The organism is Listeria sp. LM90SB2 (genome assembly GCF_028867355.1).
Taxonomy (GTDB): Bacteria; Bacillota; Bacilli; order Lactobacillales; family Listeriaceae; genus Listeria; species Listeria monocytogenes_B.
On sequence record NZ_CP046449.1, the window covers coordinates 47,640 to 63,129 of the forward strand.

Below are 15,490 nucleotides of genomic sequence, written 5' to 3' on the forward strand. Positions count from 1 at the left end.
TCTTCCCCCCACTTAAAAAGAGGAGTGGGCATTTTGGAAAAAAAGAAGAAATTCAGATTATTTGATGCGGTTCTTATGGCTGTATGTGTCGTTTTAGTTGTGGAATCTGCCGCGCCAGCAGCGGCGATAGGATCATCTCAATTTTTCTGGTGGATTGCGTTACTTATTTTATTTTTCTTACCATATGGACTTGTTTCGGCAGAACTTGGGACAACCTATGATGATGAAGGCGGAATCTATGATTGGGTAAAACGGGCATTTGGCCGAAAATGGGGTGCGCGTGTCGCTTGGTTATACTGGATTAATTATCCGATTTGGATGGCGAGTTTAGCGGTATTGTTTGTAGAAGTTATTACGCAAATTTTCCCGGTTTCATTTGGGACGCCGGTTTCGATTTTGATTCAGCTCATTTTTGTGTGGATTGTTGTTATTATTAGTTGTTATCCAGTGAGTGATAGCAAATGGATTCTTAATATCGCAGCTTTCTGTAAAGTGGCAATTATGCTTTGCCTTGGTGTACTTGGAATTTATTTTGCGTTGACGAAGGGATTGGCGAATGATTTCTCTGGAAAAGCATTACTTCCAACTTTTGATTTAGAGAGTTTGTCATTTATTTCAGTCATTTTATTTAATTTCTTAGGTTTTGAAGTGGTAACAACGCTTGCGAGTGACATGGAAAATCCTAAAAAACAAATTCCTCAAGCAATCATTTATGGTGGGGTTTTGATTGCATTCTTCTATTTACTAGCAGCTTTCGGAATGGGGGCAGCAATTCCGACTTCTGAACTTTCAACATCCGGTGGTCTTATTGATAGCTTTATTATGCTGATTGGCGGAGTTAACCCATTTGTTATTATTATTGGGATTATGTTTATGTATACATTAGTAGCAAATTTAGTCTCTTGGGCACTAGGCGTGAATTATGTAGCAATGTATGCAGCGAAAAACAAAGATTTACCAGCTGTTTTTGGAAAAACAAATCCGAAAAATGATATGCCAACGGGTACTAGTATTTTAAATGGGATTGTAGCTTCTGTATTAATCGTTGCGGCACCACTTATTCCAAATGAAAATATTTTCTGGGCATTCTTTGCATTAAATGTAGTTGCTTTACTAGGTTCATATATCCTAATGTTTCCAGCATTTTTGAAATTACGTAAGGTGGATCCGGACCGAGAACGTCCATTTAAAGTGCCAGGTGGCAAAATCTTGCTTTACTTAATGACTTTCGTACCAATGATTTTACTCATTATTACTTTGATTTTCTCTGCAGTACCATTAAATGGTTCAAGTGCAGAATTAAATGAAAAAATCCCAATCTTAATTGGAACCGTTGTAGCGGTGATTGTTGGTGAAATATGTATTTGGCTTGCTGGGAAAAGAAAAGACAAAGGAGAGATAGGAAATGAGAACGATTGATAGTTCTTCTAAAAAAGATGGATTTAGAATGCCTGGGGAATTTGAAAAACACGCTGGTTGCTATATTATTTGGCCAGAACGACCAGATAATTGGCGCTTAGGAGCCAAACCTGCGCAAAAAGCTTTTGTTGATGTGGCGACAGCGATTTCCCGTTTTGAACCAGTTACAGTTGTTGCAAGTTCAAGTCAATATGTAAATGCGAGATATATGTTGCCTGATGAAATTCGCGTAGTGGAAATGGATAACGACGATGCTTGGGTGCGCGATTCTGGACCAACTTTTGTGGTCAATGATTCTGGTGACGTACGTGGTGTGGATTGGTCATTTAACTCTTGGGGTGGATTGGTCGATGGTTTGTACTTCCCGTGGGATAAAGATGATCAAGTCGCTCAAAAAATATGCGAATTAGAGCGAAAAGATCGTTATCGCTTAGCTGATTTTGTGTTAGAAGGAGGTTCCATTCATGTCGACGGTGAAGGCACGCTTGTAACGACAGAAGAATGCTTATTATCAGAAGGTCGCAATCCACAACTTTCAAAACAGCAAATCGAAATGGTTTTAAAAGAGTATTTAAATTTAGAAAAAATTATTTGGTTAAAACGAGGAATTTATTTAGATGAAACGAATGGTCATGTAGATAATATTTTCAATTATGTACGCCCAGGTGTAGTAGCGCTCGCGTGGACAGATGATGAAACTGATCCGCAGTATGAAATTTCTAAAGAATGCTTTGATATTTTATCGAATGAAACCGATGCAAAAGGGCGCAAATTAGAAGTGCATAAAATAAATGTACCAAAACCAATTTTAATTACCGATGAAGAAAGTAAAGGTGTAGATGCTGTGGAAGGAACGCTACCACGGGAAGAAGGCGACCGACTGGCAGCAAGCTATATTAATTACTACACAGCGAATGGTGGAGTGGTTTTCCCGCTATTTGGGGATCCAAATGATGAACTTGCCCGCGAAAAATTACGTCAACTTTATCCAAACTGTGAAGTGGTTGGTGTGAAAGCAAGAGAAATTTTACTTGGTGGCGGAAATATTCACTGTATTACTCAACAGGTGCCAAGAGGATAAGGAGTGAACAGCATGAATCAAAAAATAGTCGTGGCACTAGGTGGAAATGCAATTTTATCGAGTGATGCCAGTGCTGAAGCGCAACAAAGTGCACTTGAAAAAACAGCCGAATATTTGGTGCAATTTATCGAAAACGGGGATGATTTAATTATTTCGCATGGAAATGGACCGCAAGTAGGCAACCTGATGCTGCAACAACATGCGGGAGCTTCTGAAAAGAATCCAGCAATGCCGCTTGATACGTGTGTCGCAATGACGCAAGGGAGTATTGGCTACTGGATGCAAAATGCGTTAGATAAAGCATTTTTAAAACACGGGCTAGATAAAGTAGCGGTTTCATTAATTACACAAGTTGTTGTGGATAAAGATGATCCTGCTTTTAAAAAACCAACCAAACCAATTGGGCCTTTTCTTACTAAAGAAGAGGCTGAAAAGGAAATGGCAGAAACTGGTGCAATATTTCTTGAGGACGCTGGTCGAGGTTACCGTAAAGTTGTACCATCTCCTCGCCCGCTTAGTATCAAAGAACATCAAATTATTAAACAATTGGTTGATAGTGGTGTTGTGACTATTTCTGCTGGTGGAGGCGGAGTTTCGGTCGTTGAAAATGGCCTTGATTTATCTGGGGTAGAGACCGTAATCGATAAAGATTTTGCTTCTGAAAAACTTGCAGAACTAATTAGTGCGGATTTGTTGGTTATTTTAACAGGGGTGGAAAATGTTTATATCAATTATAATCAGCCAAATCAAAAGAAACTTGAAAGAGTTACCGTTTCAGAATTAGAAAAATATATTGATGAGAAACAATTTGCAGCAGGAAGTATGTTGCCCAAAATCGAAGCAGCAACAGCTTTTGTCAAAGAAAGACCAAATGCCAAAGCAATAATCACCTCGCTTGAAAATATTGGCGCCATGCTAGAACATGGGGCAGGGACAGTGATTATTGCGGGCTAGTAGAATAGGGCGAAATCCGGGTACTTGTTACTCGGTTTTTGTCTTGTAAAACAGTATTTCATGTATAATGTGGTTATGAAGTAATAGGAGGAGAATGAGGATGGGACAACTGAAAGGGTTGCCGGTAGAGGACGGATTCAGAATGCCAGGAGAATACGAACCTCATATTGGCTGTTTCATGATTTGGCCAGAAAGACCTGATAACTGGCGGCTTGGTGGAAAGCCAGCGCAACAAAACTATAAAGAAGTTGCAGTCGCTATTTCAAATTTTGAGCCAGTCACTATGTTTGTATCACCAAATCAATATAAAAATGCTCGTAAAGAACTTCCGGATACCATTCGTGTTATCGAAATGAGTAATGATGATGCGTGGATACGCGATTATGGACCAAGTTTTTTGGTGAATGATAAGGGAGAAATGCGTGGTGTTGACTGGGGATTTAATGCTTGGGGTGGTCTTCTTGATGGTCTATATTTTCCGTGGGATAAAGATAATCAAATTGCAAAAAAAGTTTGTGATTTAGAGCGACTTGATTACTACTCACAGAAAGATTTTATTTTAGAAGGTTGTTCCATTCATGTAGACGGTGAAGGGACGCTGGTTACGACAGAAGAGTGTCTGTTATCAGAAGGAAGGAATCCGAATTTAACCAAAATAGAAATCGAACAAACTTTAAAAAAATATTTCCATGTACAAAAGGTAATTTGGCTTAAGCATGGCTTCTATCTTGACGAAACAAACGGACATGTAGATAACATTTTTAACTTTGTGGCACCTGGCGAAGTTGTTTTATCGTGGACGGATAACAAAAGTGATCCGCAGTATGAAATTTCAAGAGAATGCTATGATATTTTAGCTAACCAAACAGATGCTAAGGGAAGAACTTTTATAATACATAAACTACATTGTCCGGATCCAGTACTTATTACGCAAACAGAGAGCGAAGGTGTGGAGGCGATTAATGGAACTTTCCCTAGACAGGCTGGAGATCGATTAGCTGCTAGTTATGTAAATTACTATACAGCGAATGGTGCTATTATTTTCCCATTGTTTGATGATCCAAAAGATAAAGATGCGCAGGAATTACTTGAACAGTTATATCCTGATAGAAAAATTGTGGGGATTAAAGCACGTGAGATTTTGCTAGGCGGCGGAAATATTCACTGTATCACGCAACATCTCCCTGATAAAAGTACGATACGTGAATAAAAAGGAGACTTGAAGTATGGACTTTTTCGAAATTTCCAGTAAGACTGTAGCTTCCCTAACTCGGAATGAGCGGATTTTATTTGACTATGTCGTTAAGAATATGAATTTAATTAAAAATCAAAGTATTCGAGAAGTTTCTGCAGAATGCTTTGTTTCAACAACAACTTTTTTGCGTTTTGTAAGAAAGCTTGGATTTACTGGTTATAGCGAGTTTACAACAGTCTTAAAGTTCACTTTACTTGGGCATACAGAGCTAAAACCGTCCCCATTTGTCGTAGAACAGTCGGATTATCGTGAAGAATATTTGAAAAACATTATTGAATCTGTCCGAGTTTTAGAACCAAGTAAAATCAAGAAAATCACCAAAAAACTAGTAAGCAAACCGCGAATTTATTTTTTTGCTAAAGGGCTGAGTAAACATGCTGCGAAATACATCAAATATCTCTATACAATGAGCGGATTTTTGGTAGAGTTTCCTGAAGATTATCAGTATCGCCAAGCTGTATTGCCGCATATTGGTAAAGATGATTTAGTTTTTATCCTTACGTACGGTGGACATGACATTGAATTAATCCAAACTGCCCAAAAACTAAAAAGCAGAAATGAAACGCCCATGTTGATTTCGATTACTGGGGCTGATAATAATATTATTCAAAATATGAGTGATATTAATTTATATATTTTTACAGATGAAATTGAAATGAATAATTTAGATATTACTTCTCGCATCTCTACAATTGCAATTATGGAGCTAATCTTATACCAGTTTATGGAAGATGAAACTAGTAGTTTTTAATTGTTAAGAATTGATAAATAAGTCACAAGTCTGATACAAGGAGACTTGACTTGTGGTAAAATGAACTTTGACTTTTAAAAAAAGAAAAGGAAGTGAGTGCCTGGTGGATTTTATTACCTATATCATTGATTTTATTTTGCACATTGACCAACATTTAGTGGAGATTATAAATAATTTTGGAATTTGGACTTACATTATTTTGTTCCTGATTGTTTTTATAGAGACTGGATTGGTAGTATTTCCATTTTTACCAGGAGATTCATTACTATTCGCAGCCGGTGCATTATCTGTATTAGATGGTTCGATTTTACATATTGTTCCGCTAATTATTACTTTATGGTTAGCAGCAGTTCTAGGCGATACAGTGAACTATCATATCGGTAAAAAGATTGGAACATCCATACCAGAAGATAGCTGGTTTGGGAAACTAATAAATAAAGAAAAAATGGAAAAAGCGGAGGCGTTCTTCAATAAACATGGTGGAAAAACAATTTTTATTGCTAGGTTCATGCCTTTTATTCGCACGTTCGCGCCATTTGTAGCTGGAGCAAGCCGTATGAATTATCGTTATTTCTTAAATTATAATATTTTAGGGGCAACTGTTTGGGTATTACTTTGTACGCTCGCGGGTTACTTCTTCGGGAACTTCCCAATCGTTAAAGACAACTTCTCGTTAGTAGTAATCGGAATTATCGTAGTTTCCGTTATCCCAATGGTAGTTTCGTTCATTAAAAGTAAAATGGACAAAAAAAGCGCAGAATAATCTCTGTGCTTTTTTTATTTCCCGGGAAATCTCTCGCATACATGACAAACTTTTGGGGTAATTAGTTAGGAAGAGGTGATGAAAATGGAACAAGCATTGAATATTACATCTGAAATTGGCAAACTCCAAACAGTTCTTGTAAAGAGGCCGGGTTCTGAACTCGAAAATATCACACCAGAATACCTAGAATCTTTATTATTTGATGATATACCGTATTTAAAAATGATGCAGAAGGAACATGATTTTTTTGCTAAAACAATGAAAGATTCAAACATCGAAGTACTCTACTTAGAAAAACTAGCTGCTGAAGCATTACGAGAAGCTAATAATAAAGAGTCTTTTTTAACGAAAATGATTAAAGAATCCAATCAAATGGACGAAAGTGCGCTATATGTACGAGATTATTTGATGTCTTTTGACGAGGAAGAAATGATTAGAAAACTTATGTCCGGTTTAAAAAAATCAGAAATCCCCGAACGCAAAAAGAAACACTTAAATGAAATGATGGACGAACAATATCCATTTTTCCTAGATCCATTACCAAATTTGTATTTCACTCGAGATCCAGCAGCTGTTATTGGTAACGGTGTGACGATTAATAGAATGTTCCAGCCAGCTAGAAGGCGAGAGTCGATGTTTATCGAGCTGATTTTGAAACATCATCCTCGTTTTAGTAATCAAGAAATTCCGGTATGGTCAGGGCGCGGAGAGCCGTTTTCTTTAGAAGGTGGAGATGAGTTAGTTCTTAATGAAGAGACTGTTCTTGTCGGTGTATCTGAGCGAACGGATGCACGAGCAGTCGAACGGCTTGCAGAAAGTTTATTTAGTCGTTCTCCAAAAATTAAACGAGTTTTAGCTGTTGAAATTCCTGAAACAAGGTCATTTATGCATTTGGACACGGTTTTCACCATGGTTAATTTTGCACAGTTCACGATTCATCCAGCAATTCAAAATCAACAAGGAGAACTTAATATATACATTTTAGAAAAAAGTGAGAATGGATTAGAAATTACTCCGCGAAGAGATTTTCAGCGCGTGATTGCGGAGGTTTTGGATGAGCCAGAAATTGATTTTATTCCTTGTGGCGGAGAAGATGTAATTGTTTCGGCGCGAGAGCAGTGGAATGATGGGGCAAACACGTTAGCAATTGCTCCTGGAGAAGTAATTACATATGATCGAAATCAAGTATCAAACGATCTGTTAAGAAGTGCGGGTATTAAGGTTCATGAAGTGATTAGTTCGGAGCTTTCTAGAGGCCGCGGGGGGCCAAGATGTATGACGATGCCGCTTGTTAGAGAAAATCTAAAATAAGTCTTTAAAAACGAGAATTCCCCTGCAAAACAAGACTTTCGTAAAAAGTATTGCCGGCTATTTTGAGATGTGCTATAGTGTTTTCAAACCAGAATTTTCGAGAAATATCTTGCTGGTTAGTTAGCGCTATGATATAATATTTTATTGTGAGTAATTATAAATTATTCCTTGCTCGCTCTTGATTTTAAGGCTTGCTAAAGGCAGTCTGAATTTCAGGGATATGGTATGGTTTCATGCTATATCAGAGCCGCTTAAGACCACAAGGAGGTGTAGAGTAGATGGCTAGAAAGTACGAAATTATGTACATCATTCGCCCAAACATTGAAGAAGATGAGAAAAAAGCTGTTGTAGAACGCTTTGACGGAATCTTAACTGAAAATGGTGCGGAGATCATCGAATCAAAAGAATGGGGTAAACGTCGCTTAGCATACGAAATCAATGACTATCGTGATGGTTTTTACCACATCGTGAAATTAAACGCTGATAAAGCAGATTCTATCAACGAATTTGACCGTTTAGCTAAAATTTCTGATGATATCATTCGTCATATGGTAATTAAAGAAGAAGCATAAGAATTCATTCAAGGCTAGGACCTTGATTTACTAAACGAGAGGAGGTTGGTTTTGCATGATGAATCGTGTAGTACTTGTAGGACGCTTAACAAAAGATCCTGAATTACGTTACACTCCAGCTGGTGTGGCTGTTGCGACTTTTACATTAGCTGTAAATCGCACTTTCACTAACCAACAAGGAGAACGAGAAGCTGACTTTATTAATTGTGTTGTTTGGCGTAAACCGGCAGAAAACGTTGCTAATTTCCTGAAGAAAGGAAGCATGGCGGGCGTTGATGGCCGTGTTCAAACTCGTAATTACGAGGGGAACGACGGTAAACGTGTTTATGTGACTGAAATTGTAGCAGAGAGTGTTCAATTCCTTGAACCGCGTAATTCTAATGGCGGTGGCGGAAATAACTATCAAAGTGGCAATAACAACAATAATTATAATAGCGGTGGAAATAACTTCGGACAAGCACCTACAAATAACGGTGGATTCGGACAGGACCAGCAACAATCTCAAAATCAAAATTATCAATCCACTAATAATGATCCTTTTGCAAGTGATGGTAAGCCAATCGACATTTCTGATGACGATTTGCCATTCTAAATTCATTTTAGCGGTTTGAACTTTAAGATAGGAGGAACTTTCAATGGCTGGAGGACGCAGAGGCGGACGCCGTCGGAAAAAAGTATGTTACTTTACTTCCAATGGTATTACGCATATCGACTATAAAGATGTAGAACTTCTTAAAAAATTCGTTTCCGAACGTGGTAAAATTTTACCTCGTCGTGTAACTGGAACAAGCGCTAAATATCAACGTAAACTTACTGTTGCTATCAAACGCTCACGCCAAATGGCATTACTACCATTTGTTGCTGAAGAAAAATAAATTAATTTTAACAGTCTAGAATTCATTTCTAGACTGTTTTTTCATAAATTAGACCTTGGATCATGTGAACCTAGGACCTAAGAAGGAAGTTAATGCTATTTATTCATGTTATTCTTATATAGAAGTAAAAAAATGCACAGGGGGAAACAATTATGTATAGAAAATTAGCAACAGTAGGGATGACGGTATTATTAGTAGGAGCATTATCAGCATGTAGTTTTAATGATGATAAGGATACATCATCAAATAATAGCAGCAATGAAACTACTAGTAGCAAAAGCAGTAATAATGAAAGTTCATCAGATAGCTTGCAAAACAAAAGCTTCGATATGAGTTATGAAGACGCGATTAACGCATTCAAAGACAAACATAGTGATGCAGAAATATCTAGCGTTGAATTAGAGAAAAGCTTGGGAAAATATGTCTATAAAGTTGATGGGATTTCAAATGATAATGAATACGAAATGAAATTCAATGCTGAAACAAAAGAACAACTAAGTGATGAAACAGATCGACTTGACCGAGAAGATGCAGGTGGAGTTGAAAAAGAAAACGAAAAACTTAGCTTAGATGGAATTAAATCACCAAAAGAAGCCATGGATAAGGCTGTTTCTGAACAAGCTGGTGACGTAACAAGTTGGAAAATAGAAAGAGAATTAGATACAACTTATTATGAAGTGACAGTAAAACAAGATAATAACAAATACGAAATCAAACTAAATGCAAAAACTTTAGAAATTCTTCAAACGGAACAAGACGATTAATAAAATGGAAAAGCCAACTGTGAACATTCTTTTACAGTTGGCTTTTTTAATGAATAAACTTACTTAAATAAAATATTAATATGGGTTTTTAAACCTATCATACAGTCCTTTTTACACGATTGAATATTCTGAAATGTATCCAAAAAATCGGCAATTTTGCTCTTTTTTGGTCGTTCATGACAAGAATCGGACATTTCATTACATTTTTGGTTATTATGGGTAAATTCGTTGTAAAATATTAGTGGAGGTGAATTAGTTGAGTAATTTTACTGCAAAAGTCCCTTTGTCAGAAAGAATGGCGGATGTGCTGATTTCGAAAGACCGCTGGAAAGATGATGAAGAAGGTTATTTAAAAGTAAAATATGGACTGGAAATAATCCTAATTAATGTCATGAAGTTTGCTCTCGTATACGGTATTGCCTTAGTAACAGGGTTATTACTGCAAACAGTGACAGTACATCTGTCATATTTATGGCTCAGACGGTATTCTTTTGGATTACATGCAACCAAAACATTGAATTGCACGTTAATTAGCTTGATGATGTTTGTGCTTGCGCCATTTGTTTTTCAAAATATCCCCTCTAATAATTGGATTGTTTTAGGTACATTTGGATTTATACTGCTCAACATGTTTCTATTCGCTCCGGCAGACACAGAAAGTTTGCCTTTAATCGGTGAAGAACACCGGAAAACACTAAAAAGAAAAGCGATGATAGGGACGCTAATTTTAACGGGAATTGCGTTGCTAATACCATTCGCAGAGATGAAAACATTAATCATGGTAGGATCTTTGTTTCAGGTGATAAGTATTAATCCACTTACTTACAAACTATTGAAAAGGAGGTATCGGAACTATGAAAAATATGAATAAATCAGTTGGTAAATTCCTTTCTAGAAAACTAGAAGAACAATCCATGAAAGTTGCGGATTCTTCTATGAGTAAAGCTTGTTTCATGTTTGTATACGAACCAAAAAGTCCATTTGTGAAAATGCAAGAGAAAAACGAAAATAAATAAATTTAAAACTGTATAACATCAAAATTCATGCTAAAATAAAAAGAAGGCAAACTTACATATTTAAACATAGATATTTTAGACAGTGGAGGATTAATATGTTTAGTATTTTGATGGCAATTATACAGATAACGGGTATTTTTATTGCAATCCAGATTTTAACAAACAAAGTTTTTTCAATTAAAGAGGGATTGGTTACTATAGCAATTGCTATGCTAGCCTTCCCTTTATTTACATTAGTTCAATACTGGTCGATGATTTTTGTATTGATTGTTTTTGTAAGTGCCTTATATTGGAAAAATAAAAATGTAGTAGTTTCAGCTTCTATTACGCTTGTGGTTATTATTTTACTTACTATTAGTGATTCTATAGTAGGTTTTATTTTAGTACCGGGCTTGAACTTTAAATATGATGAGATATTTAATGAACTGTTACCAACGTTAATTTATTGTGCGGGAATGTTGGCGAATTTGTTGGTATTTTCGTTTCTTCTTAGAAAATTGATTGAAAAAGTTAATATTTCTAGATTTGTAGAACATAGAAAATATGCATATATTATTTTTTCTATCGTTGCTCTTACTGTCTTAGCATTCTATATGAACATTTATGCGGGATCAATAGCGGGATTCGATGGATCAGTTTTGAAGATTAATACCCTTATTTTTACAGGGTACACCATTTTGTTAATAGTTATAGTGACGGTTGTTATTAATACAGCAACCAACGAACTTAAAGTACAGAATCAGAAGGAGCAGCTAGAACAGTTACAGGATTATGTTACTACATTAGAGTCCCTGCATAGAGAAATGCGCGTTTTTCGTCATGATTATGTGAATATCCTGTCAACACTTGTTGGATATATTGATAATAATGATATGCCGGGTTTGAAGTATTACTTTGAAAATAATATTGTACCTATAAATAAAACAATTGAATCTAACAACTATAAGATTTCTTTGCTTCAAAATATTCATGTGATTGAACTAAAGGGTTTGCTAGCTGTTAAATTAATACGAGCTCAAGAGTTGAAAATTGATGCAATTTTAGAAGTAGTTGAACCGATTGATAAGATTTCGATGGATAGCATAGATTTGTGCAAAGTTGTCGGGATTTTGCTAGATAATGCGGTTGAAGCGGCGCTAACTTGTGAAAATCCAGTTATACGAATCGCTTTTGTGAAAAAAGGTGATAGTATAATTATTGTATTTGCGAATAGTTTACCAGTAAATATGCCACCGATTTATAAAATATTTGAAGAAGGTTTCTCTACAAAAGGAGAGGGTCGTGGATTAGGCCTTGCTAGTTTGCGGGAAATTATGAAGAAATATTCGCACGTTGCCTTAGATACGAAAGTGACCGATAGAGAAGTTATTCAAGAATTAGAAATTATGTAGAAGAATGGGGATGAATTTATGCTACCGGTTTTTATTTGTGAAGATAACAGAATGCAGCGAGAAAGGTTAACGAAATATATTGAAGACTATATTATGGTTGAACATTTTGATATGAAGTTAGAACTTTCAACAGGAGATCCGTTTGAGTTAGTATCACGAATGCCTACACATCAAGGTATGGGGCTTTATTTTTTAGATATTGATTTAGGGCAGCCGGACATGAATGGTTTTGAATTAGCTCAGGAAATTCGGAAGTTTGATCCGCGTGGTTTCATTATTTTTATTACAACACATGCGGAGTTAAGTTATATGACTTTCACGTATAAGGTGGAAGCGCTTGATTACATTATTAAAGACGATATTGATTTGCTGCATGACCGGGTACTTGCCTGTATGAAGCAAGCAGAAGAACGGATTTCCAATGATCAAGATATGCAGAAGTATTTTACGTTTAAAGTGTCGGATAAGAAGATTATTCATGAACTTTTAGACGATATCTTATTTTTTGAAACAGCCCCAACTATTCATAAAGTAATTTTACATGGCAAAAATCGCCAAGTGGAATTTTATGGTAAGTTGAAGAATATCGAGAAAATGTTGGACGAATCATTTTATCGGTGCCACAGGTCGTATATTGTGAATAAGAAAAATATTCATGAGCTGGATACGACAAAAGGTGTGGTGAAGATGTCTAACGGTGAAAATTGTTACGCATCATCGAAATTAATTAAAAGCTTGAGTTTATAAAAGTGGCCTTAAAGGTCGCTTTTTTTGTACAGTGGCAAGTTTGGATTTGATGAAATGGGTAAATATAGGTAAAATAATAGTGATGAATTGTTAGTTAAGTTTATGTTATGATATAGATACTCAAATTCAGACAAAAGGTATGTAAAAAAATGGGGAGCTGGATGAAATGTCAGGCTATTTTCAAAAACGAATGCTTAAATATCCACTATACGGTCTGATTGCAGCGACAATTATTTTGAGCGTAATCACGTTCTTTTTTTCGTGGTGGCTATCGGCGTTAGTTGTTGTTGGCGGAATTATTCTTACGGTTGCGATGTTTTATTTTGAATATCGCTTGAATGAAGATGTGCAACTATATGTTTCTAATTTAACGTATCGGATTAAGCGTAGTGAAGAAGAAGCGCTTGTTGAGATGCCGATGGGAATACTTCTGTATGATGAACATTACAAAATCGAATGGGTTAACCCGTTTATGTCGAAATACTTTGATAAGGCAGAGCTAATTGGGGAATCTTTGGAAGAAGTAGGACCTGAATTTTTGGACGTTATTACTGGGAATGATGAGAAGGGGATTATGTCGATTGCTTGGCGTGATCACCGCTTTGATACGATAGTAAAGCGTAAGGAACGGATTTTGTATTTATATGACCGAACAGAATATTATGATTTAAATAAGAAGTTTCAGGCGAATAAATCTGTTTTTGCGGTTATTTTCTTAGATAATTATGATGAATGGGCGCAGGGCATGGATGATAGACGTCGCAGTGCTTTAAATAATTTGGTGACGTCGATGTTGACTAACTGGGCCAGAGAACATCGTATTTATTTGAAACGGATTTCGACAGACCGCTTTATGGCCTTTTTGACGGAGGAAATGTTGAAGCGGTTGGAGGAAGAGAAGTTTCAAATCTTGGACCGGATTCGCGAACGGACGTCGAAGCAAAATATTCCATTAACGCTTAGTATTGGGATTGGTTATAAGGAAGATGATTTGATTCAGCTGGCCGATTTGGCACAGTCTAGTCTGGACCTTGCTTTAGGGCGTGGCGGAGATCAGGTCGTAATTAAGCAACCTGAAGGAAAAGTGCGTTTTTATGGCGGGAAAACAAATCCGATGGAAAAACGGACTCGTGTTCGCGCACGTGTTATCTCGCAAGCCTTGCAAGAGTTGATTACGCAAAGTGACCAAGTTTTTGTTATGGGGCACCGCTATCCGGATATGGACGTAATTGGTTCGAGTCTTGGAGTGATGCGGATTGCGGAGATGAATGATCGGAATGCTTATGTGGTCGTGGAACCTGGCAAAATGAGTCCAGATGTGAAGCGATTAATGAATGAAATTGAAGAATATCCAAATGTGATTAAAAATATAGTTACACCGCAAGTCGCGCTAGAAAATATCACGGAGAAGAGTTTGCTTGTGGTTGTTGATACGCACAAACCTTCGATGGTTATTAATAAGGAATTGCTTGACTCGGCTACGAATGTGGTGGTTGTCGATCACCATCGTCGTTCAGAGGAATTTGTTGGAAGCCCGGTGCTTGTTTATATCGAACCATATGCGTCATCTACTGCCGAATTGATTACGGAGCTGTTTGAGTATCAACCGGATTTAGAGCAGGTTGGGAAAATCGAGGCAACGGCGCTTCTTTCCGGGATTGTGGTTGATACGAAGAACTTTACGCTACGGACTGGGTCGCGAACGTTCGATGCGGCGAGCTATTTACGGTCGCTTGGTGCGGACACGATTTTGGTTCAGCAATTTTTGAAGGAAGATATTACTACTTTTACTCAGCGGAGTCGTTTAGTTGAGTCGCTTGAAATTTATCATGATGGTATGGCGATTGCGACTGGACATGAAGACGAGGAATTTGGCACAGTTATAGCTGCGCAGGCGGCAGATACGATGCTTTCGATGGAAGGCGTGCAGGCATCCTTTGTTATTACGCTACGTCCGGATAAATTAATCGGGATTAGCGCGAGATCGCTTGGTCAAATCAATGTGCAAGTCATTATGGAAAAACTAGGCGGTGGCGGACATTTATCGAATGCAGCCACACAGCTTAAAGATGTTACAATTGCAGAAGCAGAAAAACAATTAATTAGCGCCATTGATGCGTATTGGAAGGGAGAAACATAATTATGAAAGTTATTTTCTTGAAAGACGTAAAAGGTAAAGGTAAAAAAGGTGAAACTAAAAATGTTGCTGATGGTTATGCAAACAATTTTTTAATTAAAAATGGTTACGCAGTTGAGGCTAATAATGCGGCTTTAAGCACTCTTTCAGCGCAAAAGAAAAAAGAAGATAAATTAGCTGCTGAAGAACTAGCTGAAGCAAAAGCTTTGAAAGAAAAAATGGAAAATTTAACAGTGGAATTAAAAGCGAAGTCTGGTGAAGGCGGCAGATTGTTTGGTTCTATTACATCTAAACAAATTGCTCAAACGCTTGAAAAAACACATGGTATTAAAATAGATAAACGTAAAATGGATCTACCAGAGGCAATTCGAGCTTTAGGGCATACGAAGGTGCCGGTGAAGTTGCACCATGAAGTAACGGCAACACTTGATGTACATGTGAGTGAAGAATAATT

Annotated in this window: 17 protein-coding genes; all 17 read left to right on the forward strand. The window is 37.0% G+C overall.

Annotation, left to right across the window (positions count from 1 at the left end; translation table 11 throughout):
- Window positions 1-33 precede the first annotated feature (33 nt).
- Window positions 34-1,419 (forward strand): APC family permease, encoded by a 1,386-nt coding sequence (locus tag GL301_RS00230; protein ID WP_003731416.1) that lies wholly within the window; start codon window positions 34-36, stop codon window positions 1,417-1,419.
- Complete coding sequence (gene aguA, locus GL301_RS00235; RefSeq protein ID WP_003724874.1) at window positions 1,406-2,500, forward strand: agmatine deiminase; 1,095 nt, start codon at window positions 1,406-1,408, stop codon at window positions 2,498-2,500. The genes GL301_RS00230 and aguA (GL301_RS00235) overlap by 14 nt, the downstream gene beginning before the upstream one ends.
- A 12-nt stretch (window positions 2,501-2,512) precedes the next feature.
- Window positions 2,513-3,454, forward strand: a complete 942-nt coding sequence (gene arcC, locus GL301_RS00240) for a carbamate kinase (RefSeq protein WP_003727553.1) — start codon at window positions 2,513-2,515, stop codon at window positions 3,452-3,454.
- A gap of 100 nt (window positions 3,455-3,554) precedes the next feature.
- Window positions 3,555-4,664 carry an agmatine deiminase gene (gene aguA, locus GL301_RS00245; protein ID WP_014929296.1) on the forward strand — a complete coding sequence of 370 codons (1,110 nt, stop codon included), beginning with the start codon at window positions 3,555-3,557 and terminating at the stop codon, window positions 4,662-4,664.
- Between the two features lie 16 nt (window positions 4,665-4,680).
- On the forward strand, window positions 4,681-5,460 hold the full coding sequence (locus GL301_RS00250) for a MurR/RpiR family transcriptional regulator (RefSeq protein WP_003724877.1): 780 nt from the start codon (window positions 4,681-4,683) through the stop codon (window positions 5,458-5,460).
- A gap of 103 nt (window positions 5,461-5,563) precedes the next feature.
- Entirely contained in the window at window positions 5,564-6,223 is a 660-nt protein-coding gene (locus GL301_RS00255) for a DedA family protein (protein ID WP_003721665.1), read from the forward strand.
- A gap of 78 nt (window positions 6,224-6,301) precedes the next feature.
- Window positions 6,302-7,534 carry an arginine deiminase gene (gene arcA / locus GL301_RS00260; RefSeq protein WP_003743334.1) on the forward strand — a complete coding sequence of 411 codons (1,233 nt, stop codon included), beginning with the start codon at window positions 6,302-6,304 and terminating at the stop codon, window positions 7,532-7,534.
- Window positions 7,535-7,812: 278 nt separating this feature from the next.
- Window positions 7,813-8,106, forward strand: coding sequence for a 30S ribosomal protein S6 (rpsF, locus tag GL301_RS00265; RefSeq protein WP_003721667.1), 294 nt, complete (start codon window positions 7,813-7,815; stop codon window positions 8,104-8,106).
- A 55-nt stretch (window positions 8,107-8,161) separates the two neighbouring features.
- Entirely contained in the window at window positions 8,162-8,698 is a 537-nt protein-coding gene (gene ssb, locus GL301_RS00270; RefSeq protein WP_003721668.1) for a single-stranded DNA-binding protein, read from the forward strand.
- Between the two features lie 43 nt (window positions 8,699-8,741).
- Window positions 8,742-8,981 carry a 30S ribosomal protein S18 gene (gene rpsR / locus GL301_RS00275; RefSeq protein ID WP_003721669.1) on the forward strand — a complete coding sequence of 80 codons (240 nt, stop codon included), beginning with the start codon at window positions 8,742-8,744 and terminating at the stop codon, window positions 8,979-8,981.
- Window positions 8,982-9,133: 152 nt separating this feature from the next.
- Entirely contained in the window at window positions 9,134-9,745 is a 612-nt protein-coding gene (locus tag GL301_RS00280) for a PepSY domain-containing protein (RefSeq protein WP_003724879.1), read from the forward strand.
- 256 nt (window positions 9,746-10,001) lie between these two features.
- Entirely contained in the window at window positions 10,002-10,616 is a 615-nt protein-coding gene (locus GL301_RS00285; protein WP_003727551.1) for an accessory gene regulator ArgB-like protein, read from the forward strand.
- Entirely contained in the window at window positions 10,600-10,761 is a 162-nt protein-coding gene (locus GL301_RS00290) for a cyclic lactone autoinducer peptide (RefSeq protein ID WP_003721672.1), read from the forward strand. The genes GL301_RS00285 and GL301_RS00290 overlap by 17 nt, the downstream gene beginning before the upstream one ends.
- A 95-nt stretch (window positions 10,762-10,856) precedes the next feature.
- Complete coding sequence (locus GL301_RS00295) at window positions 10,857-12,152, forward strand: sensor histidine kinase (RefSeq protein WP_003721673.1); 1,296 nt, start codon at window positions 10,857-10,859, stop codon at window positions 12,150-12,152.
- A gap of 18 nt (window positions 12,153-12,170) precedes the next feature.
- Window positions 12,171-12,899, forward strand: a complete 729-nt coding sequence (locus GL301_RS00300; protein WP_003721674.1) for a LytR/AlgR family response regulator transcription factor — start codon at window positions 12,171-12,173, stop codon at window positions 12,897-12,899.
- Window positions 12,900-13,065: 166 nt separating this feature from the next.
- Window positions 13,066-15,039, forward strand: coding sequence for a cyclic-di-AMP phosphodiesterase PdeA (pdeA, locus tag GL301_RS00305; protein ID WP_003721675.1), 1,974 nt, complete (start codon window positions 13,066-13,068; stop codon window positions 15,037-15,039).
- Window positions 15,040-15,041: 2 nt separating this feature from the next.
- Window positions 15,042-15,488 carry a 50S ribosomal protein L9 gene (gene rplI, locus GL301_RS00310; RefSeq protein WP_003724881.1) on the forward strand — a complete coding sequence of 149 codons (447 nt, stop codon included), beginning with the start codon at window positions 15,042-15,044 and terminating at the stop codon, window positions 15,486-15,488.
- The last annotated feature ends 2 nt before the right edge of the window (window positions 15,489-15,490 follow it).

Bases quoted from the DNA above. Each gene is read 5' to 3' on its own strand.
- GL301_RS00295 (WP_003721673.1), top strand. From the start codon at position 10,857: ATGTTTAGTATTTTGATGGCAATTATACAGATAACGGGTATTTTTATT.
- arcC (WP_003727553.1), top strand. From the start codon at position 2,513: ATGAATCAAAAAATAGTCGTGGCACTAGGTGGAAATGCAATTTTATCG.
- ssb (WP_003721668.1), top strand. From the start codon at position 8,162: ATGATGAATCGTGTAGTACTTGTAGGACGCTTAACAAAAGATCCTGAA.
- aguA (WP_003724874.1), top strand. From the start codon at position 1,406: ATGAGAACGATTGATAGTTCTTCTAAAAAAGATGGATTTAGAATGCCT.
- GL301_RS00290 (WP_003721672.1), top strand. From the start codon at position 10,600: ATGAAAAATATGAATAAATCAGTTGGTAAATTCCTTTCTAGAAAACTA.
- rpsF (WP_003721667.1), top strand. From the start codon at position 7,813: ATGGCTAGAAAGTACGAAATTATGTACATCATTCGCCCAAACATTGAA.
- aguA (WP_014929296.1), top strand. From the start codon at position 3,555: ATGGGACAACTGAAAGGGTTGCCGGTAGAGGACGGATTCAGAATGCCA.
- rpsR (WP_003721669.1), top strand. From the start codon at position 8,742: ATGGCTGGAGGACGCAGAGGCGGACGCCGTCGGAAAAAAGTATGTTAC.
- GL301_RS00300 (WP_003721674.1), top strand. From the start codon at position 12,171: ATGCTACCGGTTTTTATTTGTGAAGATAACAGAATGCAGCGAGAAAGG.
- arcA (WP_003743334.1), top strand. From the start codon at position 6,302: ATGAAAATGGAACAAGCATTGAATATTACATCTGAAATTGGCAAACTC.
- rplI (WP_003724881.1), top strand. From the start codon at position 15,042: ATGAAAGTTATTTTCTTGAAAGACGTAAAAGGTAAAGGTAAAAAAGGT.
- pdeA (WP_003721675.1), top strand. From the start codon at position 13,066: ATGTCAGGCTATTTTCAAAAACGAATGCTTAAATATCCACTATACGGT.
- GL301_RS00250 (WP_003724877.1), top strand. From the start codon at position 4,681: ATGGACTTTTTCGAAATTTCCAGTAAGACTGTAGCTTCCCTAACTCGG.
- GL301_RS00280 (WP_003724879.1), top strand. From the start codon at position 9,134: ATGTATAGAAAATTAGCAACAGTAGGGATGACGGTATTATTAGTAGGA.